Origin of the sequence: Pseudomonas laurylsulfativorans, assembly GCF_002906155.1 — a bacterium.
Taxonomy (GTDB): domain Bacteria; phylum Pseudomonadota; class Gammaproteobacteria; order Pseudomonadales; family Pseudomonadaceae; genus Aquipseudomonas; species Aquipseudomonas laurylsulfativorans.
On sequence record NZ_MUJK01000008.1, the window covers coordinates 150932 to 174172 of the forward strand.

The 23241-nt window shown below is 59.1% G+C and carries 21 protein-coding genes; 17 read left to right on the forward strand and 4 right to left on the reverse strand.

What is annotated here, in order from left to right; translation table 11 throughout:
* Nucleotides 1–147 precede the first annotated feature (147 nt).
* From B0D71_RS22615 to B0D71_RS22635, 5 genes are all read left to right on the forward strand, one after another.
* Nucleotides 148–549, forward strand: a complete 402-nt coding sequence (locus B0D71_RS22615) for a lysozyme inhibitor LprI family protein (RefSeq protein WP_103396690.1) — start codon at nucleotides 148–150, stop codon at nucleotides 547–549.
* A gap of 211 nt (nucleotides 550–760) precedes the next feature.
* Nucleotides 761–1015 (forward strand): type II toxin-antitoxin system RelE family toxin, encoded by a 255-nt coding sequence (locus B0D71_RS22620; protein WP_103396691.1) that lies wholly within the window; start codon nucleotides 761–763, stop codon nucleotides 1013–1015.
* Nucleotides 999–1322, forward strand: coding sequence for a helix-turn-helix domain-containing protein (locus tag B0D71_RS22625; protein ID WP_103396692.1), 324 nt, complete (start codon nucleotides 999–1001; stop codon nucleotides 1320–1322). Before B0D71_RS22620 ends, B0D71_RS22625 begins: the two co-directional genes overlap by 17 nt.
* A gap of 33 nt (nucleotides 1323–1355) precedes the next feature.
* Nucleotides 1356–1772 carry a DUF3010 family protein gene (locus B0D71_RS22630; RefSeq protein WP_103396774.1) on the forward strand — a complete coding sequence of 139 codons (417 nt, stop codon included), beginning with the start codon at nucleotides 1356–1358 and terminating at the stop codon, nucleotides 1770–1772.
* Nucleotides 1773–1861: 89 nt separating this feature from the next.
* Nucleotides 1862–4594 carry an RHS repeat domain-containing protein gene (locus B0D71_RS22635; RefSeq protein WP_103396693.1) on the forward strand — a complete coding sequence of 911 codons (2733 nt, stop codon included), beginning with the start codon at nucleotides 1862–1864 and terminating at the stop codon, nucleotides 4592–4594.
* Here B0D71_RS22635 and B0D71_RS22640 read toward each other — a convergent pair.
* Nucleotides 4591–5586 (reverse strand): GlxA family transcriptional regulator, encoded by a 996-nt coding sequence (locus B0D71_RS22640; RefSeq protein WP_103396694.1) that lies wholly within the window; start codon nucleotides 5584–5586, stop codon nucleotides 4591–4593. The genes B0D71_RS22635 and B0D71_RS22640 overlap by 4 nt on opposite strands.
* 209 nt (nucleotides 5587–5795) lie before the next feature.
* On the opposite strand from B0D71_RS22640, the gene B0D71_RS22645 reads away from it, so the two are divergent.
* The 7 genes from B0D71_RS22645 (at nucleotide 5796) to aac(6') (ending at nucleotide 11747) form a co-directional block, all read left to right on the forward strand.
* Complete coding sequence (locus B0D71_RS22645; RefSeq protein WP_103396695.1) at nucleotides 5796–6740, forward strand: choline ABC transporter substrate-binding protein; 945 nt, start codon at nucleotides 5796–5798, stop codon at nucleotides 6738–6740.
* Between the two features lie 96 nt (nucleotides 6741–6836).
* Nucleotides 6837–7724: a 3-dehydrocarnitine:acetyl-CoA trimethylamine transferase CdhC gene (gene cdhC, locus B0D71_RS22650; protein ID WP_103396696.1), complete on the forward strand. Its 888-nt coding sequence runs from the start codon at nucleotides 6837–6839 to the stop codon at nucleotides 7722–7724.
* A 172-nt stretch (nucleotides 7725–7896) separates the two neighbouring features.
* On the forward strand, nucleotides 7897–8862 hold the full coding sequence (locus tag B0D71_RS22655) for an L-carnitine dehydrogenase (protein ID WP_103396697.1): 966 nt from the start codon (nucleotides 7897–7899) through the stop codon (nucleotides 8860–8862).
* Between the two features lie 133 nt (nucleotides 8863–8995).
* Complete coding sequence (locus tag B0D71_RS22660; protein ID WP_103396698.1) at nucleotides 8996–9472, forward strand: thioesterase family protein; 477 nt, start codon at nucleotides 8996–8998, stop codon at nucleotides 9470–9472.
* 13 nt (nucleotides 9473–9485) lie between these two features.
* The gene (locus tag B0D71_RS22665) at nucleotides 9486–10649 is read left to right on the forward strand and encodes a gamma-butyrobetaine dioxygenase (RefSeq protein WP_103396699.1); all 1164 of its coding nucleotides are present in this window, start codon (nucleotides 9486–9488) and stop codon (nucleotides 10647–10649) included.
* 340 nt (nucleotides 10650–10989) lie between these two features.
* Nucleotides 10990–11253, forward strand: a complete 264-nt coding sequence (locus tag B0D71_RS22675) for a hypothetical protein (protein WP_103396701.1) — start codon at nucleotides 10990–10992, stop codon at nucleotides 11251–11253.
* A gap of 47 nt (nucleotides 11254–11300) precedes the next feature.
* Nucleotides 11301–11747, forward strand: coding sequence for an aminoglycoside 6'-N-acetyltransferase (gene aac(6'), locus B0D71_RS22680; RefSeq protein WP_103396702.1), 447 nt, complete (start codon nucleotides 11301–11303; stop codon nucleotides 11745–11747).
* 157 nt (nucleotides 11748–11904) lie between these two features.
* Here the strand turns inward: aac(6') and gbdR are convergent, their stop codons facing one another.
* Together gbdR and B0D71_RS22690 are read right to left on the reverse strand one after the other, a co-directional pair.
* The gene (gbdR, locus tag B0D71_RS22685; protein WP_090325880.1) at nucleotides 11905–13008 is read right to left on the reverse strand and encodes a choline metabolism transcriptional regulator GbdR; all 1104 of its coding nucleotides are present in this window, start codon (nucleotides 13006–13008) and stop codon (nucleotides 11905–11907) included.
* A gap of 536 nt (nucleotides 13009–13544) precedes the next feature.
* Complete coding sequence (locus B0D71_RS22690; protein WP_103396703.1) at nucleotides 13545–14921, reverse strand: L-serine ammonia-lyase; 1377 nt, start codon at nucleotides 14919–14921, stop codon at nucleotides 13545–13547.
* A 435-nt stretch (nucleotides 14922–15356) separates the two neighbouring features.
* Here B0D71_RS22690 and B0D71_RS22695 point away from each other — a divergent pair, with 435 nt between their 5' ends.
* From B0D71_RS22695 to choV, 3 genes are all read left to right on the forward strand, one after another.
* On the forward strand, nucleotides 15357–16301 hold the full coding sequence (locus B0D71_RS22695) for a choline ABC transporter substrate-binding protein (protein ID WP_103396704.1): 945 nt from the start codon (nucleotides 15357–15359) through the stop codon (nucleotides 16299–16301).
* Nucleotides 16302–16367: 66 nt separating this feature from the next.
* On the forward strand, nucleotides 16368–17213 hold the full coding sequence (gene choW / locus B0D71_RS22700) for a choline ABC transporter permease subunit (RefSeq protein ID WP_103396705.1): 846 nt from the start codon (nucleotides 16368–16370) through the stop codon (nucleotides 17211–17213).
* A complete protein-coding gene (gene choV, locus B0D71_RS22705; protein ID WP_103396706.1) occupies nucleotides 17210–18388 on the forward strand; it encodes a choline ABC transporter ATP-binding protein in 1179 nt (392 codons plus the stop codon). The genes choW and choV overlap by 4 nt, the downstream gene beginning before the upstream one ends.
* Before the next feature lie 253 nt (nucleotides 18389–18641).
* Here the strand turns inward: choV and B0D71_RS22715 are convergent, their stop codons facing one another.
* Entirely contained in the window at nucleotides 18642–20582 is a 1941-nt protein-coding gene (locus tag B0D71_RS22715) for a BCCT family transporter (RefSeq protein WP_240635728.1), read from the reverse strand.
* A gap of 381 nt (nucleotides 20583–20963) precedes the next feature.
* Between B0D71_RS22715 and betI the strand changes: the two genes are divergently transcribed.
* Both betI and betB read left to right on the forward strand, forming a co-directional pair.
* Entirely contained in the window at nucleotides 20964–21557 is a 594-nt protein-coding gene (gene betI / locus B0D71_RS22720) for a transcriptional regulator BetI (RefSeq protein WP_103396709.1), read from the forward strand.
* A gap of 62 nt (nucleotides 21558–21619) precedes the next feature.
* Nucleotides 21620–23092, forward strand: a complete 1473-nt coding sequence (gene betB / locus B0D71_RS22725; protein WP_103396710.1) for a betaine-aldehyde dehydrogenase — start codon at nucleotides 21620–21622, stop codon at nucleotides 23090–23092.
* Nucleotides 23093–23241 lie beyond the last annotated feature (149 nt).

Consider the following 23241-nt stretch of genomic DNA (forward strand, 5'->3'; position numbering starts at 1 on the left):
GCAAAAACGACAGGGGGTTTGCCGAAAGCGTCAATCCGCGACAAAGGGTCGTCGCCAGGCACAATCGCCGACCTGTTCAAGGCCCTCTGCTTGGGCCAGAATTCGCCGCATCACTGGATGCTTCACTGGACAAGAGCGGCGACGATAATGAAATCGATCATTCTGGCAATGGCACTGATTGCGACCGGCGTACAGGCAGCGGAGGAGTCCGACGACAACCCCTGCGACAAAGTCGAAAACGACGTCCAGACCCTGGAATGCTCGGCCTTCAGCAAAACCACCGCCGAAGACCTGCTCAAGGAAAACCTCCAGGGCCTGACCGACCGCATGCAGTCGCAATACGGCAAAAACCCGTCGCAACTGGCCGACATCACCGCCAAGCTCAAGGCCGCCCAACAGCAATGGCTGAAGACCCGCGACGCAGACTGCGCCGTCGAAGCCTTCCCGGCCACCAGTGGCAGCAAGGCGTTCACCATCGCGCAAAACGATTGTGTGGCGCGGATGAGTGATGAACGGTCGGAGTTTTTGGAGTCGATTGGGCAGGAATAGTCCTGAATATTCCGGTGAAAGCTGGAACTGCATCCAGCTTTCAACAGTATTTTCCCTTCTTCCTACAACACGCTCCGACCTCACCTACACGCACTGCCTAGAAACCCCAATCTGTGGGTTTTTCACGCAATATTCTGACAACTGTTGTTGATTGGCCACCTGAAAATATAAGCGAAGATTCGCAAATCTTATAAAAGACTTATATTGTTCCATGAGCAGCATCCACTGGACTCGAAAGGCCGTTAAGCAACTCCTGAAATTGCATTCCGCTCATCAGGGCCAGGTTCGTGATGCCATCACGGCGCTGGCAGGCATGCCCGATGTAGGCAATGTCAAAGCTCTGGTCGGTCATGACTATGCTTATCGACTGCGTGTCGCTAACTATCGGGTCATGTTTGATTGGGATGGCGCGATCAAAGTGGTCAGTATGCAAGAGGTAAAAAAACGCGATGAACGCACCTACTGACATTCAAATCATCAACGACGCCGAAGGTAATCCAGCCTTCGTGGTCATTCCCTATGCACAATATGTGGCACAGAAAATCGAGCCCGACTTGATTCCCCATGAGGTGGTGAGCCGTATCGTCGATGGTGCTACTCCCATCCGCGCCTGGCGCGAACACTTGAACCTTACCCAGGATGAAGTGGCCAAACGCATGGGTATCACCCAACCGGCCTTCGCCCAGCAAGAAACCGTCGCCAAGCCTCGCAAGGCCACCCGTGAGAAGATCGCCGCAGCGTTTGGCATCACAGCCAGTCAACTTGAGCTGTAAGCTCTACACCCTCGGTCACTAATGGGAATGAACATGAAAGTCTGCGGCATCGAAATCAAGGGCAGCGAAGCGATCATCGCCGTGGCCACGCTGGACGGTCAGGCGCTGGGCCATGTCGCGCTCGCCACCAAGAAAATTGCCCTGGACGATGATGACGAAGCCGCCAACGTCAAAGTGTTTGCCGCTCAGGTCGCTTCGTTTGTCCGTGAGAACTCCATCGACCGCATCGCGATCAAAAAGCGCAGCAAGAAAGGTGAGTTTGCTGGTGGGCCGACGACGTTCAAGATCGAGGGCATTTTCCAGTTGCTGGAGAATTGCGAGGTGACCCTGCTGTCGCCGCAGACCATCACGGCGCAGTGCAAGAAATTCAATGTCGAGCTGCCACATACGCTGAACAAGTATCAGCATGAGGCGTACAAGGCGGCGTGCTCGGCGCTGGTGAAGAAGTAAATCAGCTCCGCACCTGTTGTTTATGACAGTAGTCAATTTGGCAAAAGCGGCGCATAGATTGGCATCTTCCATCAGCGTTCAACGATCATATGGCCGCCAACCTACACCGCTTCACTCCAACCTTGATGACACAGGACCCACGCAGCCATGTGATTCGCAGCGTGGCCTACTATCGCGCCCACCCGGACGAAACGCCAGAACCGCGCATTACCCGTCAGGCCTTCGGCAGGAACGGGCACCTGAGCGCTGGCTGGGATCCACGTCTATGGGCAACGCAAGGTCAGCCTAATCTGACCATGGTGTACGGCCTCTCCGGCGAGCCATTACTGAACAGCAACGTTGACGCCGGCTGGAAAGCAAGACTGCCGGGAGCCAGTGGCGAGCTTCGATTCGAGTGGGATGGTCGACAAAATCAACGTCAGATCGAGTACGACAACCTGTTACGCCCGATTGCCATCTCAGAGCAAGCTGTCAACGCAACCTCTGCCACGACTGAGCGGATGGTCTATGCCGACAGCCGCGCCGAGTACAGCCCACATAATCAGTGCGGACGCCTGATTCGCCACGACGACACGGCTGGCTGCCTGCATCTCGATGAATACAGTCTTGCGGGCATTCGGCTAAGCGAATCCCGACAGTTCATGAACGAACTGTCAGTTGCCAATTGGCCAGAGCGCTTGACTGACCGCGACAGCAAACTCGAAGCCGAAGGTGAAACCACCCAATGGCGCTTCAATGCCTTGGGCAACCTGGTGACCCAAACCGATGCGCGGGAAAACCAAAGGTTATTAGGCTATGACATCGCAGGCCAGCTCACACAGGTAACCCTTAAACGCAGGCATCTGCCGGACAAAACGCTGCTCAGCAACAGGTGCTATAGCGTCAGTGGTCAGATCGAGCATGAAACTGCCGGTAATGGTGTTACGACCACCCGCCGTTATGACATTCAAAGTGATCGCCTGTTACATCTCACCTCAAGCCGTCCAGGCCATGCTCTCCAGGACCTTGCCTACACCTACGATCCTGTCGGCAATATCACCCGGACCCAGGACTCGGCCACGGCTATACGCTACTTCAGGAACCAGCGTACTGAGCCCACCAACCACTATCGATATGACACGCTTTTTCAATTGATAGAGGCAAGCGGTCGAGAATCCATTGCGGCGAACCAGGGTCCAGTATTGCGTGCATCGCAATCGACAGTGACAAGTGCCTACAAACAGACATTTTCATATGATCCCGCAGGAAATCTTCAAACCCTTGTCCATGAAGGCCTTCGAGGTTACACCCGTGAGAGGGTGACAGAGCCTTCAAGCAACCGAAGTCTGCCTAAACCCCAGACAGGAGAGCCGGAATTCATCAAGAGCTTCGACAGCAACGGCAACATGCTGATCCTGTCCCCTGGCGCACAGGTCATGCACTGGGACAGTCGCAATCAACTCAGCGAGGTCATTCAAGTCACCCGACACGATGAACACAATGATGATGAACTCTATCGTTACGACGGCCACGGCCAGCGACTACGCAAAGTACTCCGGCGCAAGACAAAATCTGCAACTTTAACCAGCGAAGTGCGTTATCTGCCCGGGTTGGAGATCCATTACAACGGTCGCGAAGAAGTACGCTATGTCATGAATGTTGACGCTGGAGATTGCAACGCACGGGGTTTGCATTGGCACGAAGACCCGCCCGAAGGCATTGCCAACGACCAGATCCGTTACAGCCTGGGCGATCACCTTGGATCCTGCACGCTGGAACTGGACGAGGATGCCGCGCTGATAAGCCAGGAGGGTTACTACGCCTTTGGCGGCACCGCCTGGTGGCTCGCTCGAAATGACACCGAGGCCAGTTACAAGTCCATCAGGTACTCCGGAAAGGAACGGGATGCCACCGGGCTTTATTACTACGGGCTTCGTTATTACGCTCCCTGGTTACAGCGCTGGATCAACCCGGATCCGGCGGGTGACATCGATGGTTTGAACCGCTACCGGATGGTTCAGAACAATCCACTGCGCTTCAAGGACAGCCAAGGCCTTGCACCGGTTGATCCCATGAATGAAATGGAACAGGAAATGATCGCCGCTGGGCAGGAAATACTTTATCGGCGGGCCGATGATTTACCGAAAGAACAGAGGCTTGAATTCGAGAGCGATTTCTCGGCCATGATCGACTTCACGAACAATGCGATTTTGTCCCTCAGCGAACCAAAACTATCCAAAGAGACGCGAACAAAACTGAGAAATATCTACGGTCAAAAAAAGAGCAAGCAATATCTGAAATTTGCTGCGAGGGAAGCCAAAGGAAAGCTTGAAAGCATCCTTTCCGGTGCATTAGAGGATTATGTTAGTGGCGATCGTTTTGTCTTCACCGCGAACAACCAAAACTATCCTAGCGAGCGGGCATTTTCAAACCCGCTAGAAACAAAAGCGAATAAATCCATTTACTTTAACGTCAAGGCACGCGAACAATCAGAAATATACAGAGCAGGAACAATCTTTCACGAACTCAGTCATGTTCATGCCGAAACTCATGACTACTGGGATTTGTTTTCCGCCTCCTCGCGTAACGATACAAAGGAGACCAGCGAAGCAACGCTGAAGGAAGACATTGAGGAATCCTTACGGATTGCCGAAAACACTCCAGACCTGTCAGAAATCGGAGACAGGCAAAAAAACTCCATACAAGAACATGTACGCCTGGCACAAGAAACGTACCAAACTTCGGAACACCAAGCCTGGGCTGCACAAATAGCAATCACCACTCACAACGCTGACAGTCTGACCGCTCTAGTCCTGCAGTTCAGGTCCCCGCAGTTGCACTAAATAACCGGCGCCTCTGTGGGAGGAGGTTGCGGCACACCGGCACCTTGCCGAGCGCCAACACTACGCCGATCCTCCCGCGGACAACGCTCATATTTCGCCCGATAGCTGCGGGTGAAATACGACGGCGATTCAAACCCGCAGGCAATGCTCACTTCCAGCACGCTCATGTCTGTTTGCCGCAATAACTGCCGCGCCTTCTCCAGCCTCAAGCGCAGATAGAAATTGCTCGGTGTGTCGTTCAGATGCAGGCGAAACAGGCGCTCCAGTTGCCGACGCGTCACCTTGATCGATTCCGCCAGTTCCAGCGTGCTGAGCGGCGGTTCGCTGTGCTGTTCCATCTCGCCGATCACGTGCACCAGCTTCTTGTTGCTGATGCCATAGCGCGTGGCGACTTCCATGCGCTGGTGGTCTTTGCGCGGGCGGATGCGGCCGAGCACGAATTGTTCGCTGACCTGGATCGCCAGATCGGGACCGTGGGCCTGGGCGATCAGATCCAGCATCAAATCGATGGAAGCCGTGCCACCGGCGGAGGTGATGCGCCGACGGTCGATCTCGAACAGCTCCTGGGTGACGCTGAGCTGTGGATAGGACTCCTTGAAGGCGTCGATGGCTTCCCAGTGCAGGGTCAGGCGATGACCGTCGAGCAGACCCGCCTCGGCGAGTATGAAGCTGCCGGTGTCGATGGCGCCGAGGGTCACACCTTCGTTGTCCAGGCGGCGCAGCCAGTGTTCCAGCGCCGGGGTGGCGAACTTCAGGGGTTCGAACCCGGCGACCACCAGCAGTGTCGCGCCTTTCTTCAGCGGCTCCAGCGCCGCATCGGCGTTCACCGACATGCCGTTGCTGGCCAGCACCGCCCCGCCGTCGGCACTCAGCACATGCCAGCGATAGAGCTCGCCGCGAAAGCGATTGGCGACCCGCAACGGCTCGATGGCCGAGATAAATCCGATGGCCGAGAAGCCCGGCATCAACAAGAAATAGAAATCCTGGGACATGGAGCGCACTCGATTGGCAAGCAGCGAGAGGGCGGGGAGCATGAGGACGTTGATACGCCTGTTGCACGCGGCATTCAAGAGCACAGGTCGCTGCAGTGCAAGAGCTGGTCGCCGCAGTGCGCTTTCATGGCCGCTTAGCTGCGTAACTTGGCATCACCGGCGCATCAGACACCGGAACTCACAATAACGAACTGCCGAGGAACCTGAGAATGAAACGACTGATCAGCAGCTGTGTTCTTGCACTCAGTGGTACCGCGTTACTGAGCGCCAATGTCATGGCCGCCGAACCCGCCGCGTGCCAGAACGTGCGCATGGGTGTAGTGAACTGGACCGACGTAATCGCCACCAGCGCCATGACCCAAGTATTGCTCGACGGCCTCGGCTACAGCACCAAACAAACCAGCGCCTCCCAGCAAATCATCTTCGCCGGGATCCGCGACCAGCGTCTGGACCTGTTCCTCGGGTACTGGAACCCGCTGATGACCCAGACCATCACCCCCTTCGTCGATGCCAAACAGGTCAAGGTGCTTGAAGCGCCAAGCCTGCAGGACGCCCGCGCGACCCTCGCCGTGCCGACCTACCTCGCCGACAAGGGCCTGAAAACCTTTGCTGACATCGCCAAATTCGAAAAAGAACTGGGCGGCAAGATCTACGGCATCGAGCCTGGCTCGGGCGCCAACACCCAGATCAAGGCCATGATTTCCAAGAACCAGTTCGGCCTCGGCAAGTTCCAGCTGGTCGAGTCCAGCGAAGCCGGCATGCTCGCCGCGGTAGATCGCGCCGTGCGTCGCAACGAAGCCGTGGTGTTCTTCGGCTGGGCGCCGCACCCGATGAACGTCAACGTGAAAATGACCTACCTCACCGGCAGCGACGACGCCCTCGGCCCGAACGAAGGCAAGGCCACCGTGTGGACCGTCACCGCACCGACATACGCCGAACAATGCCCGAACATCGGTCGCCTGCTGAGCAACCTGACGTTCACCGCCGAAGACGAGAGCCGGATGATGCAGCCACTGCTGGATCACAAGGACGCTTTCGAGTCGGCCAAGCAATGGCTCAAGGATCACCCGCAGGACAAAAAACGCTGGCTTGAAGGCGTCACCACCTTCGATGGCAAACCAGCCGCTGAAAACCTGCAACTGACCAGTAAATAAACCCGAACGAACCACCGACTCGCAGCCCCAACGGGCTGCGAACCGGACTACCACGCCTGGCCAAAACCAAAAAACTCGCCTGTAAGGAACCGCCAAATGAACCACGACGTCATCATCACCTGCGCACTCACCGGTGCTGGCGACACGACCGCCAAGAGCCCACACGTGCCGGTCACCCCGAAACAGATCGCGGCTGCCGCCGTGGAAGCCGCCAAGGCCGGCGCCACTGTGGTTCACTGCCATGTGCGGGACCCGCAAACCGGCAAGTTCAGCCGTGACGTGGCGCTGTACCGCGAAGTGATGGAGCGCATCCGCGAGGCGGACGTGGACATCATCGTCAATCTCACCGCGGGCATGGGCGGCGACCTGGAAATCGGCGCCGGCGAGAATCCGATGGAATTCGGCCCGAATACTGACCTGGTCGGCCCGCTGACCCGCCTGGCCCACGTCGAAGAGCTGCTGCCGGAAATCTGCACCCTCGATTGCGGCACCCTGAACTTCGGTGACGGCGACACCATTTACGTCTCCACCCCTGCCCAGCTGCGTGCTGGCGCCAAGCGCATTCAAGAGCTGGGCGTGAAGGCCGAGCTGGAAATCTTCGACACCGGTCACCTGTGGTTCGCCAAGCAGATGATCAAGGAAGGCCTGCTCGACAACCCGCTGTTCCAGCTGTGCCTGGGCATCCCGTGGGGCGCCCCGGCGGACACCACGACCATGAAAGCCATGGTCGACAACCTGCCCGCCGATGCGGTCTGGGCCGGATTCGGTATCGGTCGCATGCAGATGCCGATGGCGGCGCAAGCGGTGTTGCTCGGCGGCAACGTGCGCGTCGGCCTGGAAGACAACCTGTGGTTGGACAAGGGCGTGCTGGCGACCAACGGCCAACTGGTCGAACGCGCCACGGAAATCCTCAGCCGCCTCGGTGCCCGCGTTCTTACGCCGGCTGAAGGCCGCAAGAAAATGGGTCTGACCAAGCGCGGTTAATCAAACCTACACCCCCCCTGTGGGAGGGCTTTTGTGGCGAGGGGGCTTGCCCCCGTTGGGGCGCGAAGCGGCCCTAAAAGCTTTACGACTGCTTCGCAGCCGAACGGGGGCAAGCCCCCTTGCCACAGAGCCCGCTCCCACAAGGGATCATCGAACTCTTCAGGAAGTCACCATGAGCTTTATCACCGAAATCAAAACCTTCGCAGCGTTAGGCAGCGGTGTCATTGGCAGCGGCTGGGTGTCCCGCGCCCTCGCCCACGGCCTGGACGTGGTGGCCTGGGACCCGGCACCCGGTGCTGAAGCGGCCTTGCGCAAACGCGTCGCCAATGCCTGGGGCGCGTTGGAAAAACAAGGCCTGGCACCCGGCGCATCGCAAGATCGCCTGCGTTTTGTCGCGACCATCGAAGAGTGCGTGCGCGACGCCGACTTCATCCAGGAAAGCGCCCCGGAACGGCTGGACCTGAAGCTGGACCTGCACAGCAAAATCAGCGCGGCGGCCAAGCCCAATGCGTTGATTGGTTCCAGCACCTCCGGCCTGTTGCCGAGCGAGTTCTACGAAAGCGCCACGCACCCGGAACGCTGTGTAGTCGGCCACCCGTTCAACCCGGTTTACCTGCTGCCTCTGGTGGAAGTGGTCGGCGGCAAGAACACCGCCCCTGAAGCCGTGCAAGCAGCGATGAAAGTCTATGAATCCCTAGGCATGCGCCCGCTGCACGTACGCAAGGAAGTACCGGGCTTCATCGCCGACCGCCTGCTCGAAGCGCTGTGGCGTGAGGCGCTGCACCTGGTCAACGATGGCGTGGCGACCACCGGCGAAATCGACGATGCCATCCGCTTTGGCGCGGGCTTGCGCTGGTCGTTCATGGGCACCTTCCTGACCTACACCCTGGCCGGTGGCGATGCCGGCATGCGCCACTTCATGGCGCAGTTCGGCCCGGCGCTGCAATTGCCATGGACCTACCTGCCGGCACCGGAACTGACCGACAAGCTGATCGACGACGTAGTCGACGGCACCAGCGATCAACTGGGCAAACACAGCATTTCGGCGCTGGAGCGCTATCGTGATGACTGCCTGCTCGCGGTGCTGGAGGCGGTGAAGACCACCAAAGAGAAGCATGGGATGACGTTCGCCGACTAAACACCGCAGCCCTTTGTAGGAGCTGGCTTGCCAGCGATGAGGCCGGTACATCCACCCCCTCTGCAGCGCTTCGACAACGCTATCGCCGGCAAGCCGGCTCCTACAGGTATTCATGACTTCAGGATTTGATGACATGCCCACCCTCACCACCTACCAAACCACCATCATCCCCGACTGGGTCGACTACAACGGCCACCTGCGCGATGCCTTCTACCTACTGATTTTCAGCTACGCCACCGACGCCCTGATGGATCGCCTGGGCCTGGACAGCAATAGTCGCGAAGCCAGCGGCAACTCGCTGTTCACCCTCGAACTGCACCTCAACTATCTGCACGAAGTGAAACTCGACGCCCAAGTCGAAGTGCACACCCAGATCATTGCCCACGACAGCAAGCGCGTGCACCTCTATCACAGCCTGCATCTGGTCGGTGATGACAAGGAACTTGCCGGTAATGAGCAGATGCTGCTGCACGTGGATCTCGCCGGGCCGCGCTCGGCACCGTTCAGCGAGCAGTCCCTGAGCCAGCTGCAAGCCATCGTCGCCGAACAGGCAGACCTGCCAACGCCCGAGTTCATTGGCCGAGTGATCGCATTACCACCCAAAAAATAACAAGGAGATCGCCATGAACACCGCCGCAGCATTTGCCGACTTTCGTACCTATCCGTTGATCAGCGCGCTGACTGGCGTGCAGACCCTGGCGGACCGTGTTCTGGTGAAGTGGGCCGACGATCGCGTCAGCCCTTTCCACCATCAATGGCTGCGGGACAATTGCCCGTGCCCGCAATGCGTCTACACCGTGACCCGCGAACAAGTGCTGGAAATCGTCGACGTGGCTCAGGATCTGATGCCTGACGCCGTACACATCGACACTGAAGGCTGCCTGTCGGTGGATTGGCAGGATGGCCACGCCAGCCGCTTCGATCCCGGCTGGCTGCGCGCCCACGCCTATGACGACGAATCCCGCGCCGAACGCCTGGCAGGCAAACCCAAAGCGCGGCTCTGGCACAGCGATTTGCAGTTGCCGGTGTTCGACTATCAGGCGTTGATGAACGACTCGCAGACGTTACTGCAATGGCTGCTGGCGGTACGCGATGTCGGGCTGACCCAGGTCCGTGGCGTACCCACGGAGCCCGGCTCGTTGAAGCTGGTCGCCCAACGGATTTCCTTCATCCGCGAGAGCAATTTCGGCGTGCTGTTCAACGTGCAATCCAAGGCCGATGCCGACAGCAACGCCTACACGGCTTTCAACCTGCCACTGCACAGCGATTTGCCAACCCGTGAGTTGCAACCGGGGCTGCAGTTCCTGCATTGCCTGGTCAATGACGCCGAGGGTGGCGAGAGCATTTTTGTCGATGGTTTTGCCATTGCCGACGCCTTGCGCCGGGAAGACCCTGGATCCTTCAAAAGCCTCTGCGAAATCCCCGTGGAGTTTCGCAACAAGGACCGTCACAGTGACTACCGTTGTCTCGCGCCGATCATTGCCCTGGATGCGTTGGGGCAGGTGTCGGAAATCCGCATGGCAAATTTTCTGCGCGGACCGTTCGATGCCTCGGTAGAGCAGATGCCCAGGCTCTATCAAGCCTACCGGCGCTTTATCGCCATGACCCGCGAACCCCGGTTTCGTCTGATGCAACGGCTCAATCCCGGTGAGCTGTGGTGCTTCGACAACCGTCGCACGCTGCATGCCCGCAACGCCTTCGACCCCGCCACCGGGGCGCGGCATTTCCAGGGCTGCTATGTCGACCGGGATGAGTTGCTGTCGCGCATTCTCGTGCTACAGCGTTAAACCGCGTCATCGTTCATCGCTGGCAAGCCAGCTCCTACAGGATTACGCGAACCTTGTAGGAGCTGGCTTGCCAGCGATTGCGTTTATGCAGACAAAAAAAGCCCCGATCAAGCCGTGACAGGATCGAGGCAGAGGGTACTGTTGAGGAGCTGCCGTGCGAGGGTGACCAAACCTTCGTGAAGCGAGCTGAGCCCAGTGTGCCCCCTCCTTTGGCCGGCAAGTTGCCCGAAAACGACCTGTTCATAGTCAATGCTGCCATTGCGACAAATCGCCCTTGCCGACACCCGGCACCCCCACCAGAATCGAACCACGACCCCGTTCCCTGAAGAAGGATTGCGTCATGATGCACGCCGATTTGATAGACCAGGAAGACCTGTTGGGCCAGCTCAAGTCGTTGGGATTTCAAGTGCCGAACGGCGCCACGGCCGAGCAGGCTTGCGAGTGCGCGGTACGAGGTTTGAACAATGAACGGGCGATAGTGCTACGCACCATGGTCAAGCAGATGTACACCAGCAGCGCGACCATCCTGCCGGCGGTGCGCCAGGCGATCGACAAGCAGTTGTTGCCGGCGCTGGCGGAGTATCAGCAGAGCCATCGCACTTGAGCGTTTGCTAGAGTGTCGGCCTGTCCGGCAACTACGAGTAAACGCTGATGTTCCGAATTCAACACTGCCAGTCCAGCGAACAAGCGGGCTGGCTTCCTTTGCGTCAGGCACTCTGGCCACATGCTTCGGAACAGGAGCATCGGGATGAAATCGACCAGCAACTGCGCGAGCCGCAACGCTATATCAACTTCGTTGCTTACGACAGCCGGGAGCAACCTGTCGGCTTGGTCGAAGCCTCATTGCGCCGCGACTATGTAAATGGCACCGACAACTCGCCGGTAGTGTATCTGGAGGGTATCTACGTGGTGCCCCAGCAACGCCGCCAAGGCGTGGCCGCACAGCTGATCGAGATTGTGGCGCAATGGGGACGAGAACAAGGCTGTGTACAAATGGCCTCTGACACCGAACTCGACAATCTTGCGAGTCAGGATACGCACAACGCGCTCGGTTTCGAGGAAACCGAACGCGTCGTTTTTTTCAAGCGCCAGCTTTGACTAGAGCCTTACGGCTACCTGTGGCGAGGGGGCTTGCCCCCGTTGGTCTGCGCAGCAGACCCAAGACCATTCACCGAGTAGTGACAGTTAGCGCTTGGTGATTGGTCTTGCGACCGCTTCGCGGCCGAACGGGGGCAAGCCCCCTCGCCACATCGGTTTAGAGCCTTACACTGGCAAACGTCGACTCATTACGCGCCTGGCTCAGTGCCGACAACGGCCCGGACAACGGAGACAGCACCAGCGCTTGCGGCAGCGGCATCATCGCCACTTGCTGGGTAGTGTTGGAGCCTACGCGCTCGTCACGCGGCGGAATGCCGAAGTACTCGCGGTAGCACTTGGAGAAGTGCGGCGTGGACACGAAACCACACACCGACGCCACTTCGATGATCGACATCGGCGTTTGCTTGAGCAATTGCCGGGCGCGGATCAGGCGCAGCTTGAGGTAGTAACGCGACGGCGAACAGTGCAGGTATTTCTGGAACAGGCGTTCGAGCTGACGACGGGACACCGCGACATACACCGCCAATTCGTCGAGGTCGATTGGCTCTTCGAGGTTGGCTTCCATCAGCGCAACGATTTCCTGCAATTTCGGCTGGTTGGTGCCGAGCATGTGTTTGAGCGGCACACGCTGGTGATCCTGCTCGTTGCGGATGCGCTCGTAGACGAACATTTCCGAAATGGCCGCCGACAGCTCACGGCCATGATCGCGGCTGATCAGGTGCAGCATCATGTCCAGCGGCGCGGTGCCGCCCGAGCTGGTGAAACGGTTACGGTCGAGGGTGAACAAGCGCGTGCTCATGGCTACCCGCGGGAAAGCTTCCTGCATCGCCGCCAGGCATTCCCAGTGCACGCTGCAATCGAAACCGTCGAGCAGGCCGGCGCAGGCCAAGGCCCAGCTGCCGGTGCAGACAGCGCCAAGACGGCGGGATTGGCGGGCCTGGCTTTGCAGCCATGACACGTGTTCACGGGTAACGGTGCGCTGGATGCCGATACCGCCGCACACGATGACCGTGTCCATTGGCGGGGCTTTGTGCATGGAGGCGTCGGGGGTGATCTGCAGACCGTCACTGGCCCAGACCTGGCCGCCATCGACGGTGAGGGTGGTCCAGCGATACAGCTCGCGACCGGACAACTGGTTGGCCATGCGCAGGGGTTCCACTGCGGAGGCCAGAGAAATCAGCGTGAAATTGTCCAGCAGCAGAAAGCCGATGGATTGAGGCGCACGGTTCTGGGGTTGGGCCCCAGAGTTGAACGACGTCATCGCGGTATCTCCTCACACAAAGCGGGTGATGGCCTCAGGCGGAGGCTCTTTTTATTGCCGGCGTTCTCGCGTGGGAGACGGGCTTTGTAATGACAGAGCAATTGCCATGCCTATTTTTGAATGTGCGTTCAATAACTCCTGAAAACGACGTCGGAATGGGTCTATATATGACGCGCATGGAGTGGGGATTTAAATGGCTATCAGGGCTGGCAAGCGCCTTGGCCCACACGCTGTGAGCAATTCGGTAGCACTTGTGGGAACGGCGTTGCGCCGCGATGGAAAGGAGTGTCACCGCAAGCACGGACGACGGGTGGTCGAAGGCCGGTTGGCCCTCGATCAGTGGCAAGACGATTTATCTGTAAGCGACGCGCCAAAAGGTGGCGCACTTTAAATCGGGTGTTCACTTAGCGCGCAGTTTTGACTGGTCTGGCTATGTGTAGGAGCTGGCTTGCCAGCGAAGAGGCCCGTACAGCCGACACATCTTCAGCGGTAGAACCACCGCTTTCGCTGGCAAGCCAGCGCCTACAAGTATTGCGTCAACACTCGACCGCACTCACCGCCAACCCACCCCGCGATGTCTCCTTATATTTGTCATGCATGTCGGCACCGGTATCGCGCATGGTGCGGATCACCCGATCCAGCGAAATAAAGTGCTGACCATCGCCGCGCAATGCCATTTGCGCCGCATTGATCGCTTTCACAGCAGCGATTGCGTTGCGCTCGATGCACGGCACCTGGACCAGCCCACCCACCGGGTCGCAGGTCAGGCCGAGGTTGTGCTCCAGACCGATCTCCGCCGCGTTGCACAGTTGCTCTGGTGTGGCGCCGAGGATTTCCGCCAACCCTGCCGCCGCCATGGCGCAGGCCGAACCGACTTCGCCCTGGCAACCGACTTCGGCACCGGAGATCGAAGCGTTCTTCTTGCACAGGATTCCCACTGCCGCCGCACTGAGGAAGTAGTCGACGACATTGGCGTCGGTCACCGCCTCGCTGAACTTCATAAAGTAGTGCAACACGGCCGGAATGATCCCCGCAGCGCCGTTGGTCGGTGCCGTGACCATGCGCCCGCCGGCGGCGTTTTCTTCGTTGACCGCCAGGGCGAACAGGTTGACCCACTCCATGGCGCTCAAGGTCGAGCCGATCACGTTGGGTTTGTTCAATTCCTGCAAGCTGCGATGCAACTTGGCCGCGCGGCGGCGTACGTTCAGCCCGCCGGGCAGGATGCCTTCGTGCTTCAGGCCTTGTTCGACGCAATCCTGCATGGCGCGCCAGAGCTTCATCAGGCCGCTGCGGATTTCATCCTCGCTGCGCCACACTCTCTCGTTAGCCATCATTAATTCAGCTACGCGCAGATTGTGCTTTTTACACAGCTCCAGCAGTTCGACAGCGCTGGAAAAGTCATAGGGCAGCACGGTGCGGTCGAGGTCGACGACACCGCTGGAGGCCTGAGCCTCATCGACGACAAAACCGCCGCCAATCGAATAGTAGGTGTCACGATGCAACTCGCCGTCATCACCCTCGACTATCAAGGTCATGGCGTTGGGGTGGAATGGCAGGTTCTCATCGATCAGGCGCATGTCCCGGGCCCAGATGAAGGGCACCGGCAAGCGACCGTCGAGCAGCAGCGTATCGGTCTCACGCAGGGTGGCGATGCTGATGCCGATTTGCGACGGATCGATCGCATCCGGCCACTCGCCCATCAAGCCCATGATCACTGCATTGTCGCTGCCGTGGCCGATACCGGTGGCCGACAACGAGCCGAACAGCTGGACTTCGACACGCCGCACCCGCTCCAGCAGCCCGCGCTCACGCAAGCCCTGTACAAACAACGCCGCCGCCCGCATGGGCCCCACGGTGTGAGAACTGGAAGGGCCGATGCCGATTTTGAACAGGTCGAAAACACTGATAGCCATTACTGCCGAACTCCTGGATGGGCCCACTGCGCACGCAAAAGCGCACGGTGACGGAGCTGCTACGCTCAAGCTGCAATCCGCCGAGATGACCGCATCATCAAGCTTTTATCGTGTTGTTCGACGTCTCTAACCGACGCACTCATGCCCACTAGCGCCGCGTGTCTTTTACGCCGTGTTTTCGCCGTTTTTTTGCGGTTCAGAGAGGGAAAAGGGGCTGAAAAAATCTGTAAACGACGTCACCGACACTGGATGCGACCATCCCTGTACTGGATACGACGCACCCTGTAGGCGTCAGATTTTCACTGGTACATGATCATATCGACTCGATTGCAAGGCGCCGTGGTAGAGCTGTCTCCAGAACGCCATCCAACCGCAACCTATAAGTGCGGTGGTCCAGTCGGAACACTGCCAAAAAAAACACCAAGGAGTCCATCCATGAAAGGTTCCCCGTCGTTGTTGTTGGCCGCCATGCTTAGTCTGCCGGTTCTGGCGCAAGCCGCAGAACCGGCGCAGTGCAGTACCGTAAACTTCTCCGATGTCGGCTGGACCGACATCACCGCGACAACCGCGACCACCAGCGTCGTACTCAACGCCCTCGGCTACAAGACCAAGACCACCATGATTTCCGTGCCCGTGACCTACAAGTCCCTGGCCGACGGCAAGAACATGGACGTGTTCCTGGGGAACTGGATGCCGACCATGGAAAACGACATCAAGGCCTACCGCGATGCCGGCACCGTGGAAACCGTGCGTACCAACCTCAAGGGCGCCAAGTACACCCTCGCCGTCCCTCAGGCGCTGTACGACAAAGGGCTGCATGACTTCGCTGACATCGCCAAATTCAAGAAAGAACTCGACGGCAAGATCTACGGTATCGAGCCCGGCAACGACGGCAACCGCCTGATCCAGTCGATGATCGACAAGGATGCCTTCGGCCTGAAGACAGCCGGTTTCAAAGTCGTCGAATCCTCCGAAGCCGGCATGCTGTCGCAGGTCGACCGCGCGCAGAAACGCGACACCGCCGTGGTGTTCCTCGGCTGGGCGCCGCACCCGATGAACAAGCGCTTCAAGATTCAATACCTGACCGGTGGTGATGACTTCTTCGGCCCGGATTTCGGTGCCGCCACCGTGGCGACCAACACCCGCAAGGGTTACGCCGAGGAATGCAGCAACGTTGGTCAGTTGCTGAAGAACCTGGAGTTCACCGTCGACATGGAAAGCGAACTGATGGGCAACATCCTGGACGACAAGATGAAGCCTGACGCGGCCGCCAAGGCCTGGCTGAAAAAGAATCCACAGGTGCTCGATACCTGGCTCGCTGGCGTGACCACCATTGACGGTAAACCTGGCCTGGAGGCCGTTAAAGCCAAATTGCAGTAATCGCTTATGCCGGACGGCTCACGCCGTCCGGGCTGTTTATTTCCTTGCATGCGGACGTTCACTACCATGCTGATTGATCAGAAAATACCCTTAGGCCAGTACATCGCGAGCTTCGTTGAATGGTTGACGCAACACGGCGCCAGCACCTTCGACGCAATCGCTGTGACACTGGAAACGATGATCCACGGCGTGACGTTTGCGCTGACCTGGTTCAACCCGCTGGCGCTGATCGGCCTAATCGCACTACTGGCACACTTCATTCAACGCAAATGGGGCCTGACCGCCTTTGTCGTTGCCTCCTTTCTGCTGATCCTCAACCTGGGGTACTGGCAGGAAACCATGGAAACCCTCGCCCAGGTGATGTTCGCTACCCTGGTCTGCGTGGTCATCGGCGTGCCGCTGGGCATCGTCGCCGCGCACAAGCCCATGTTCTATACTTTAATGCGTCCGGTACTCGATCTGATGCAGACCGTACCGACCTTCGTGTACCTCATTCCTACCCTCACCCTCTTCGGGCTGGGTGTGGTCCCGGGCCTGATCTCAACGGTGGTGTTCGCGATTGCCGCGCCCATCCGCCTGACCTACCTGGGTATCCGCGATGTTCCGGAAGAATTGATGGACGCCGGCAAGGCCTTTGGCTGCTCGCGACGTCAGTTGCTCTCGAGAATCGAACTGCCCCACGCCATGCCAAGCATCGCGGCCGGCATCACCCAGTGCATCATGCTGTCCCTTTCGATGGTGGTGATCGCGGCACTGGTGGGCGCCGACGGCCTGGGCAAACCGGTGGTCAACGCACTGAACACTGCTGATATCGCGCTGGGCTTCGAAGCAGGCCTGGCGATCGTACTGCTGGCGATCATGCTCGACCGTATCTGCAAACAACCCGACGCCAAAGTAGGGGGTGATGCATGAGCATAATTCGCTTCGATAACGTTGACGTTATCTTCTCCAAGGATCCACGCGAGGCGCTCAAGCTGCTGGATCAGGGCATGACGCGTAACGAAATCCTGAAAAAGACCGGGCAGATTGTCGGCGTTGAAAAAGCCAGCCTGGACGTCGAAAAAGGTGAGATCTGCGTACTGATGGGCCTGTCCGGCTCCGGCAAGTCCAGCCTGTTGCGCTGCATCAACGGCCTGAACACCGTCAGCCGCGGCAAGCTGTTCGTCGAGCACGAAGGCAAGCAGATCGACATCGCCTCCTGCACCCCGGCCGAACTGAAAATGATGCGCACCAAGCGCATCGCGATGGTGTTCCAGAAGTTTGCCCTGATGCCTTGGCTGACCGTTCGCGAGAACATCAGCTTCGGCCTGGAAATGCAGGGCCGTCCCGAGAAGGAACGACGCAAACTGGTAGACGACAAGCTTGAGCTGGTGGGCCTGACCCAGTGGCGCAACAAGAAACCCAACGAGCTGTCTGGTGGTATGCAACAACGCGTGGGCCTGGCCCGTGCCCTGGCGATGGACGCCGACATTTTGCTGATGGACGAACCGTTCTCGGCACTCGACCCGCTGATCCGCCAGGGTCTGCAAGACGAGCTGCTGGAGCTGCAACGCAAGCTAAGCAAGACCATCGTGTTCGTGAGCCACGACCTCGACGAGGCCCTGAAACTGGGTAGCCGCATCGCGATCATGAAAGACGGCCGGATCATCCAGTACAGCAAACCGGAAGAAATCGTCCTCAACCCGGCGGACGACTACGTGCGGACCTTCGTGGCCCACACCAACCCACTGAACGTACTGTGCGGTCGCAGCCTGATGCGCACCCTGGACAACTGCAAACGCATCAACGGTTCGGTGTGCCTGGATCCGGGCGGCGATTCGTGGCTGGACCTGGCTGAAGGCAACACCATCAAGGGCGCTCGCCAGAACGGATCTACGCTGGACTTGCAAAACTGGGTACCGGGTCAGGCCGTTGAAGGCCTGGGTCGTCGGCCAACCCTGGTGGACTCGAACATTGGCATGCGCGATGCGCTGCAGATTCGTTATCAGACCGGCAACAAACTGGTGCTGCACGATAACAACCATGTCGTAGGGATTCTTGGCGACAGCGAGCTGTATCACGCACTGCTCGGCAAGAACCTGGGGTAAGGCAACAGACACAAAAACGCCGCGAGATGATCGCGGCGTTTTTGTTAGTGCAGATATTCTGCCGTAAACAGAGAACCCAGTGGCGAGGGGGCTTGCCCCCGTTGGGCTGCGAAGCGGCCCCAAACCAAGATACCGAGACAGTTCAGATAAACCGCATTATCCAGATCTACGACGGCTGCGCCGCCGAACGGGGGCAAGCCCCCTCGCCACAATTAGAGCTGCGGCGCACTCACTGCACCGCTGACCTCAGGTTTCAGCTATAAACCCGGCCAAGGAGCTGGCGATGGCTTTCAAACTGATCGAGCACGTCACGGGTGATCTGATCCTGGGTGAAGCCCATCAAATCGTAGTCCTGGCTGCCGTTGTGCAGGTAGACCTCGGCGCGATAGAAACGCTGACGCGCCTCATCGGGCTGAGCCGATTCAGTCGGCGTGGCCAGGTAGCCGTCCAGGCTCACTTCGTAGACAAACGGGTTGCCCTCTTCCATCTCCACCCGCACCCCCATGCAACGCTTGGATTTGCCCAGCAGCGTTTGCACTTGCAGACCTTGAGCACGCATCTGCACGGTCGCATCTTCCAGCGCCGGGCTGACGTGCTTGTCCATGAAACGCTGAACCACCGACTGGCTCGGCTGCAGGTCCAGCTGGGTCAAGCGCTCACTGAAACCACGGCGACCGCGTGCCGCCAGTTCCGCTTGCTCCTGTTCGATCTGCACGTCCTGGCGCATGGCCTTGTGCAAGCCGAACATGAAGAGCACCAGCACCACCGAGAACGGCAGACCGGCCAGCACCACCATGGTTTGCATGGCTTCGAAGTTGCCGGCGAACAGCAGGCCAATGGTCACCAGGGTGATCACCACCGACCAGAAGATCCGCAACCAGTGCGGGGCGTCTTCGTCGACATTGCCGCCCTTGCACGACAGATTGGCCATCATCACCGCGCCGGAGTCCGCCGGGGTCAGGAACAGCACGAAACCGACAAAGATCGACACGCCGATCACAACCTTCGACGCCGGGTAATGCTCAAGCAACTGGTAGATCGCCATGGACGGCTGTTCCAGCGCCGTCTTCCCGAGCTCTACCGCCCCGTGGTTCATCACCAGGTCCAGGGCCGAGTTACCGAAGATCGACAGCCACGCCAGGGTAAAGCCCAACGGAATCAACAGCACGCCAGCGACCAGCTCGCGCACAGTGCGACCACGGGAAATACGCGCGATGAACATGCCCACGAATGGCGCCCAGGAAATCCACCAGGCCCAGTAGAACAGGGTCCACAGGCCCAGCCAGCGGTCGGACTTCTCACTGTCGCCTTCGTACACATAGAGGTCGAAGGTCTTCAGCACCACGCCGTTCAGGTAATCACCGACGTTCTGCACGAAACCGTTGAGCAGGTGCAGGGTCGGGCCGAACAACAGCACGAAAATCAGCAGGCCGCTGAACAGCACGATGTTGAGGTTGGACAGACGGCGGATGCCGTTTTCCACGCCCGACACGGCGGCGATGGTCGCCACGGTGCTCATCACGATGATCACGATCAGCAGGTTGGTGTTGCTGTGCTCCATGCCGAACAGGTTTTCCAGACCCGACGACACTTGCAGCGAACCAATCCCCAGGTTGGTCACCAGACCCAACAGGGTCACGAACATGCCGAAGCCGTCCACCGCATGCCCGGCCGCGCCCTTGACCCAACGCTCGCCCACCAACGGATACAGCGCCGACCGCAACGCCAGCGGCTGGTTATGCCGGTAAGCAAAATAGGCAACGGCCAGACCGACCAATGCGTAGATCGCCCAGCCGTGCAGGCCCCAGTGCAGGAATGTCAGTTGCACGGCCTGACGGGCGGCAAGGTTGCTGCCAGCCACGCCTTCCGGCGGGTTGAAGTAGTGGTCCAGCGGCTCGGACGCACCGAAATACAACAACGAGATGCCGATACCCGACGAGAACAGCATCCCCGCCCAGGCGCCGTAGCTGAAGTCCGGGGTATCGTCCTTGCTGCCCAGTTTGAGTTTGCCGTAGGACGAAAACGCCAGGCCGATGACAAAAATCAGGTAGGCGGCAATCACCACCATGTAGTACCAGCCGAAGCTGCGGGACAACCAGGCTTGCGCCGTACCCAGCATTCTGCCGGCCTCTTGCGGGGCGATGATCAGAATGGCGGTCAACAACAGAATCAACGCGGTAGAGGTGTAGAACACCCAACCGTTGACCGTCACCTTCTCGGGTGGGGTCTTTATTAGCGAGGCAGAACTCATGGCACAGATGCTCCGGGCAGTGCGAGAGAAGAACGCAAGACAAACGAGTTACCCGACCAATCGGTTAGTGGGCAGCCGACCGGCGGGTGATATAAAGACACCCCGAAAAAAGCCCGAAACCCCTGGAGCGCCGCAGCGCGTAGGTTTCGAGCAGTTTTTGATGTCGTTTTTCCGCCAACTACAAGTAGGAAAAACCTGTAGGCAGCGACGATTTGTCGCAGATCTTATTCTTTGTTGATTGAACGTTCAATCAAAACAAAATAGACTGGCCCTCAAGCCGATGGACGTTTTGCGTCCACCGGAAGGCCTAAGGAGATGTGCAAGATGCCCAAGGTCGGTATGCAACCCATCCGCCGCCAGCAATTGATCGAAGCCACTTTGCAGGCCGTCGATCAGGTCGGAATGGGGGACGCCAGCATTGCGCTGATCGCCCGTTTGGCCGGTGTCTCGAATGGCATCATCAGTCATTACTTTCAGGACAAGAACGGCCTGATCGCCGCCACCATGGGGTACCTGATGACTGTCCTGAGCGAGAACGTCACCGCGCGCCGGCAGGCGCTGACAGATGACAGCCCGCGGGCGCATCTGCAGGTGATCATCGAAGGCAACTTCGACGCCAGCCAGGTCAATGGCCCGGCAATGAAAACCTGGCTGGCCTTCTGGGCCACCAGCATGCACCAGCCGTCTTTGCACAGGTTGCAGCGGATCAACGATCACCGTCTGTATTCCAACCTGTGCTGCCAGTTCCGCCGTGTGCTGCCGCTCGATGATGCGCGCAGCGCCGCCCGGGGCCTGGCAGCGTTGATCGACGGTTTGTGGTTGCGCGGTGCGCTGTCGGGAGACGCTTTCGACACCGAGCAGGCGCAACAGATCGCTTACGAATACATGGATATCCAACTGGCCAAGCGGGTGAGTTAGAGCACACATAGAACGCTCAACCACCGGGCCGCGCCAATCACTCATGCACTTGCGAGGACTTTATGGCCCGTTTCGAACTGCAAAAACTCTACATCGATGGTGCGTACAGCGACGCCAGCAGCGACGCCACTTTCGAAGCCATCAACCCGGCTAACGGTGAAGTCCTCGCAAAAGTACAACGTGCGACCTTCGATGACGTCGAACGCGCCGTCGTCAGCGCCGAAAAGGGCCAGAAAATCTGGGCTGCCATGACCGCCATGGAGCGTTCGCGCATCCTGCGTCGCGCCGTGGAAATCCTGCGTGAGCGCAACGACGAACTGGCCGCCCTGGAAACCCTGGACACCGGTAAAGCCTTCTCCGAAACCAAGTACGTCGACATCGTTACCGGCGCTGACGTGCTGGAGTACTACGCAGGCCTGGTACCGGCCATCGAAGGCGAGCAGATCCCACTGCGCACCACGTCGTTCGTCTACACCCGTCGCGAGCCGCTGGGCGTCGTGGCCGGTATCGGCGCGTGGAACTACCCGATCCAGATCGCCCTGTGGAAATCCGCGCCGGCCCTGGCCGCCGGTAACGCGATGATCTTCAAGCCAAGCGAAGTCACCTCGCTGACCACCCTGAAACTGGCCGAGATCTACACCGAAGCCGGCCTGCCAAACGGTGTGTTCAACGTCCTGACCGGCAGCGGCCGCGAAGTCGGCACCTGGCTGACCGAGCACCCGCGCATCGAGAAGATCTCGTTCACCGGCGGCACCGACACCGGCAAGAAAGTCATGGCCAGCGCTTCGGCTTCGTCGCTCAAAGACGTGACCATGGAACTGGGCGGCAAATCCCCGCTGATCATCTGCGACGACGCCGACCTCGATCGCGCCGCCGACACCGCGATGATGGCCAACTTCTACAGCTCCGGCCAGGTCTGCACCAACGGCACTCGCGTGTTCGTACCGGCCCACCTGAAAGCCGCGTTCGAAGCCAAGATCGTTGAGCGCGTTGCGCGCATCCGCGTCGGTAACCCGCAAGACGAAAACACCAACTTCGGCCCGCTGGTCAGCTTCGCCCACATGGAAAACGTGCTGGGCTACATCGCCAAGGGCAAGGAAGAAGGCGCACGCGTACTGTGCGGCGGCGAGCGCCTGACCGACGGCGAATTCGCCAAGGGCGCCTTCGTCGCGCCGACCGTGTTCACCGACTGCACCGACGACATGACCATCGTCCGTGAAGAAATCTTTGGCCCGGTGATGGCGATCCTCACCTACGAAACCGAAGAAGAAGTGATCCGTCGCGCCAACGACACCGAATTCGGCCTGGCCGCCGGTATCGTCACCAAGGACCTGAACCGCGCCCACCGCGTGATTCATCAGCTGGAAGCCGGTATTTGCTGGATCAACGCCTGGGGCGAGTCCGACGCGAAGATGCCGGTTGGCGGCTACAAGCAGTCGGGTGTTGGCCGTGAAAACGGGATCAGCTCGCTGAACAACTTCACCCGCATCAAATCGGTACAGGTCGAGCTGGGCGATTACGTCTCGGTGTTCTGATTCGCACGCGCTCTGGAGTGAACGCCATTGTGGCGAGGGGGCTTGCCCCCGTTGGGCTGCGAAGCAGCCCCATCCAGACGCCGCATGCTTTCAGATAGAACGAGGTCGCTGAATTTGCGACTGCTGCGCAGCCGAACGGGGGCAAGCCC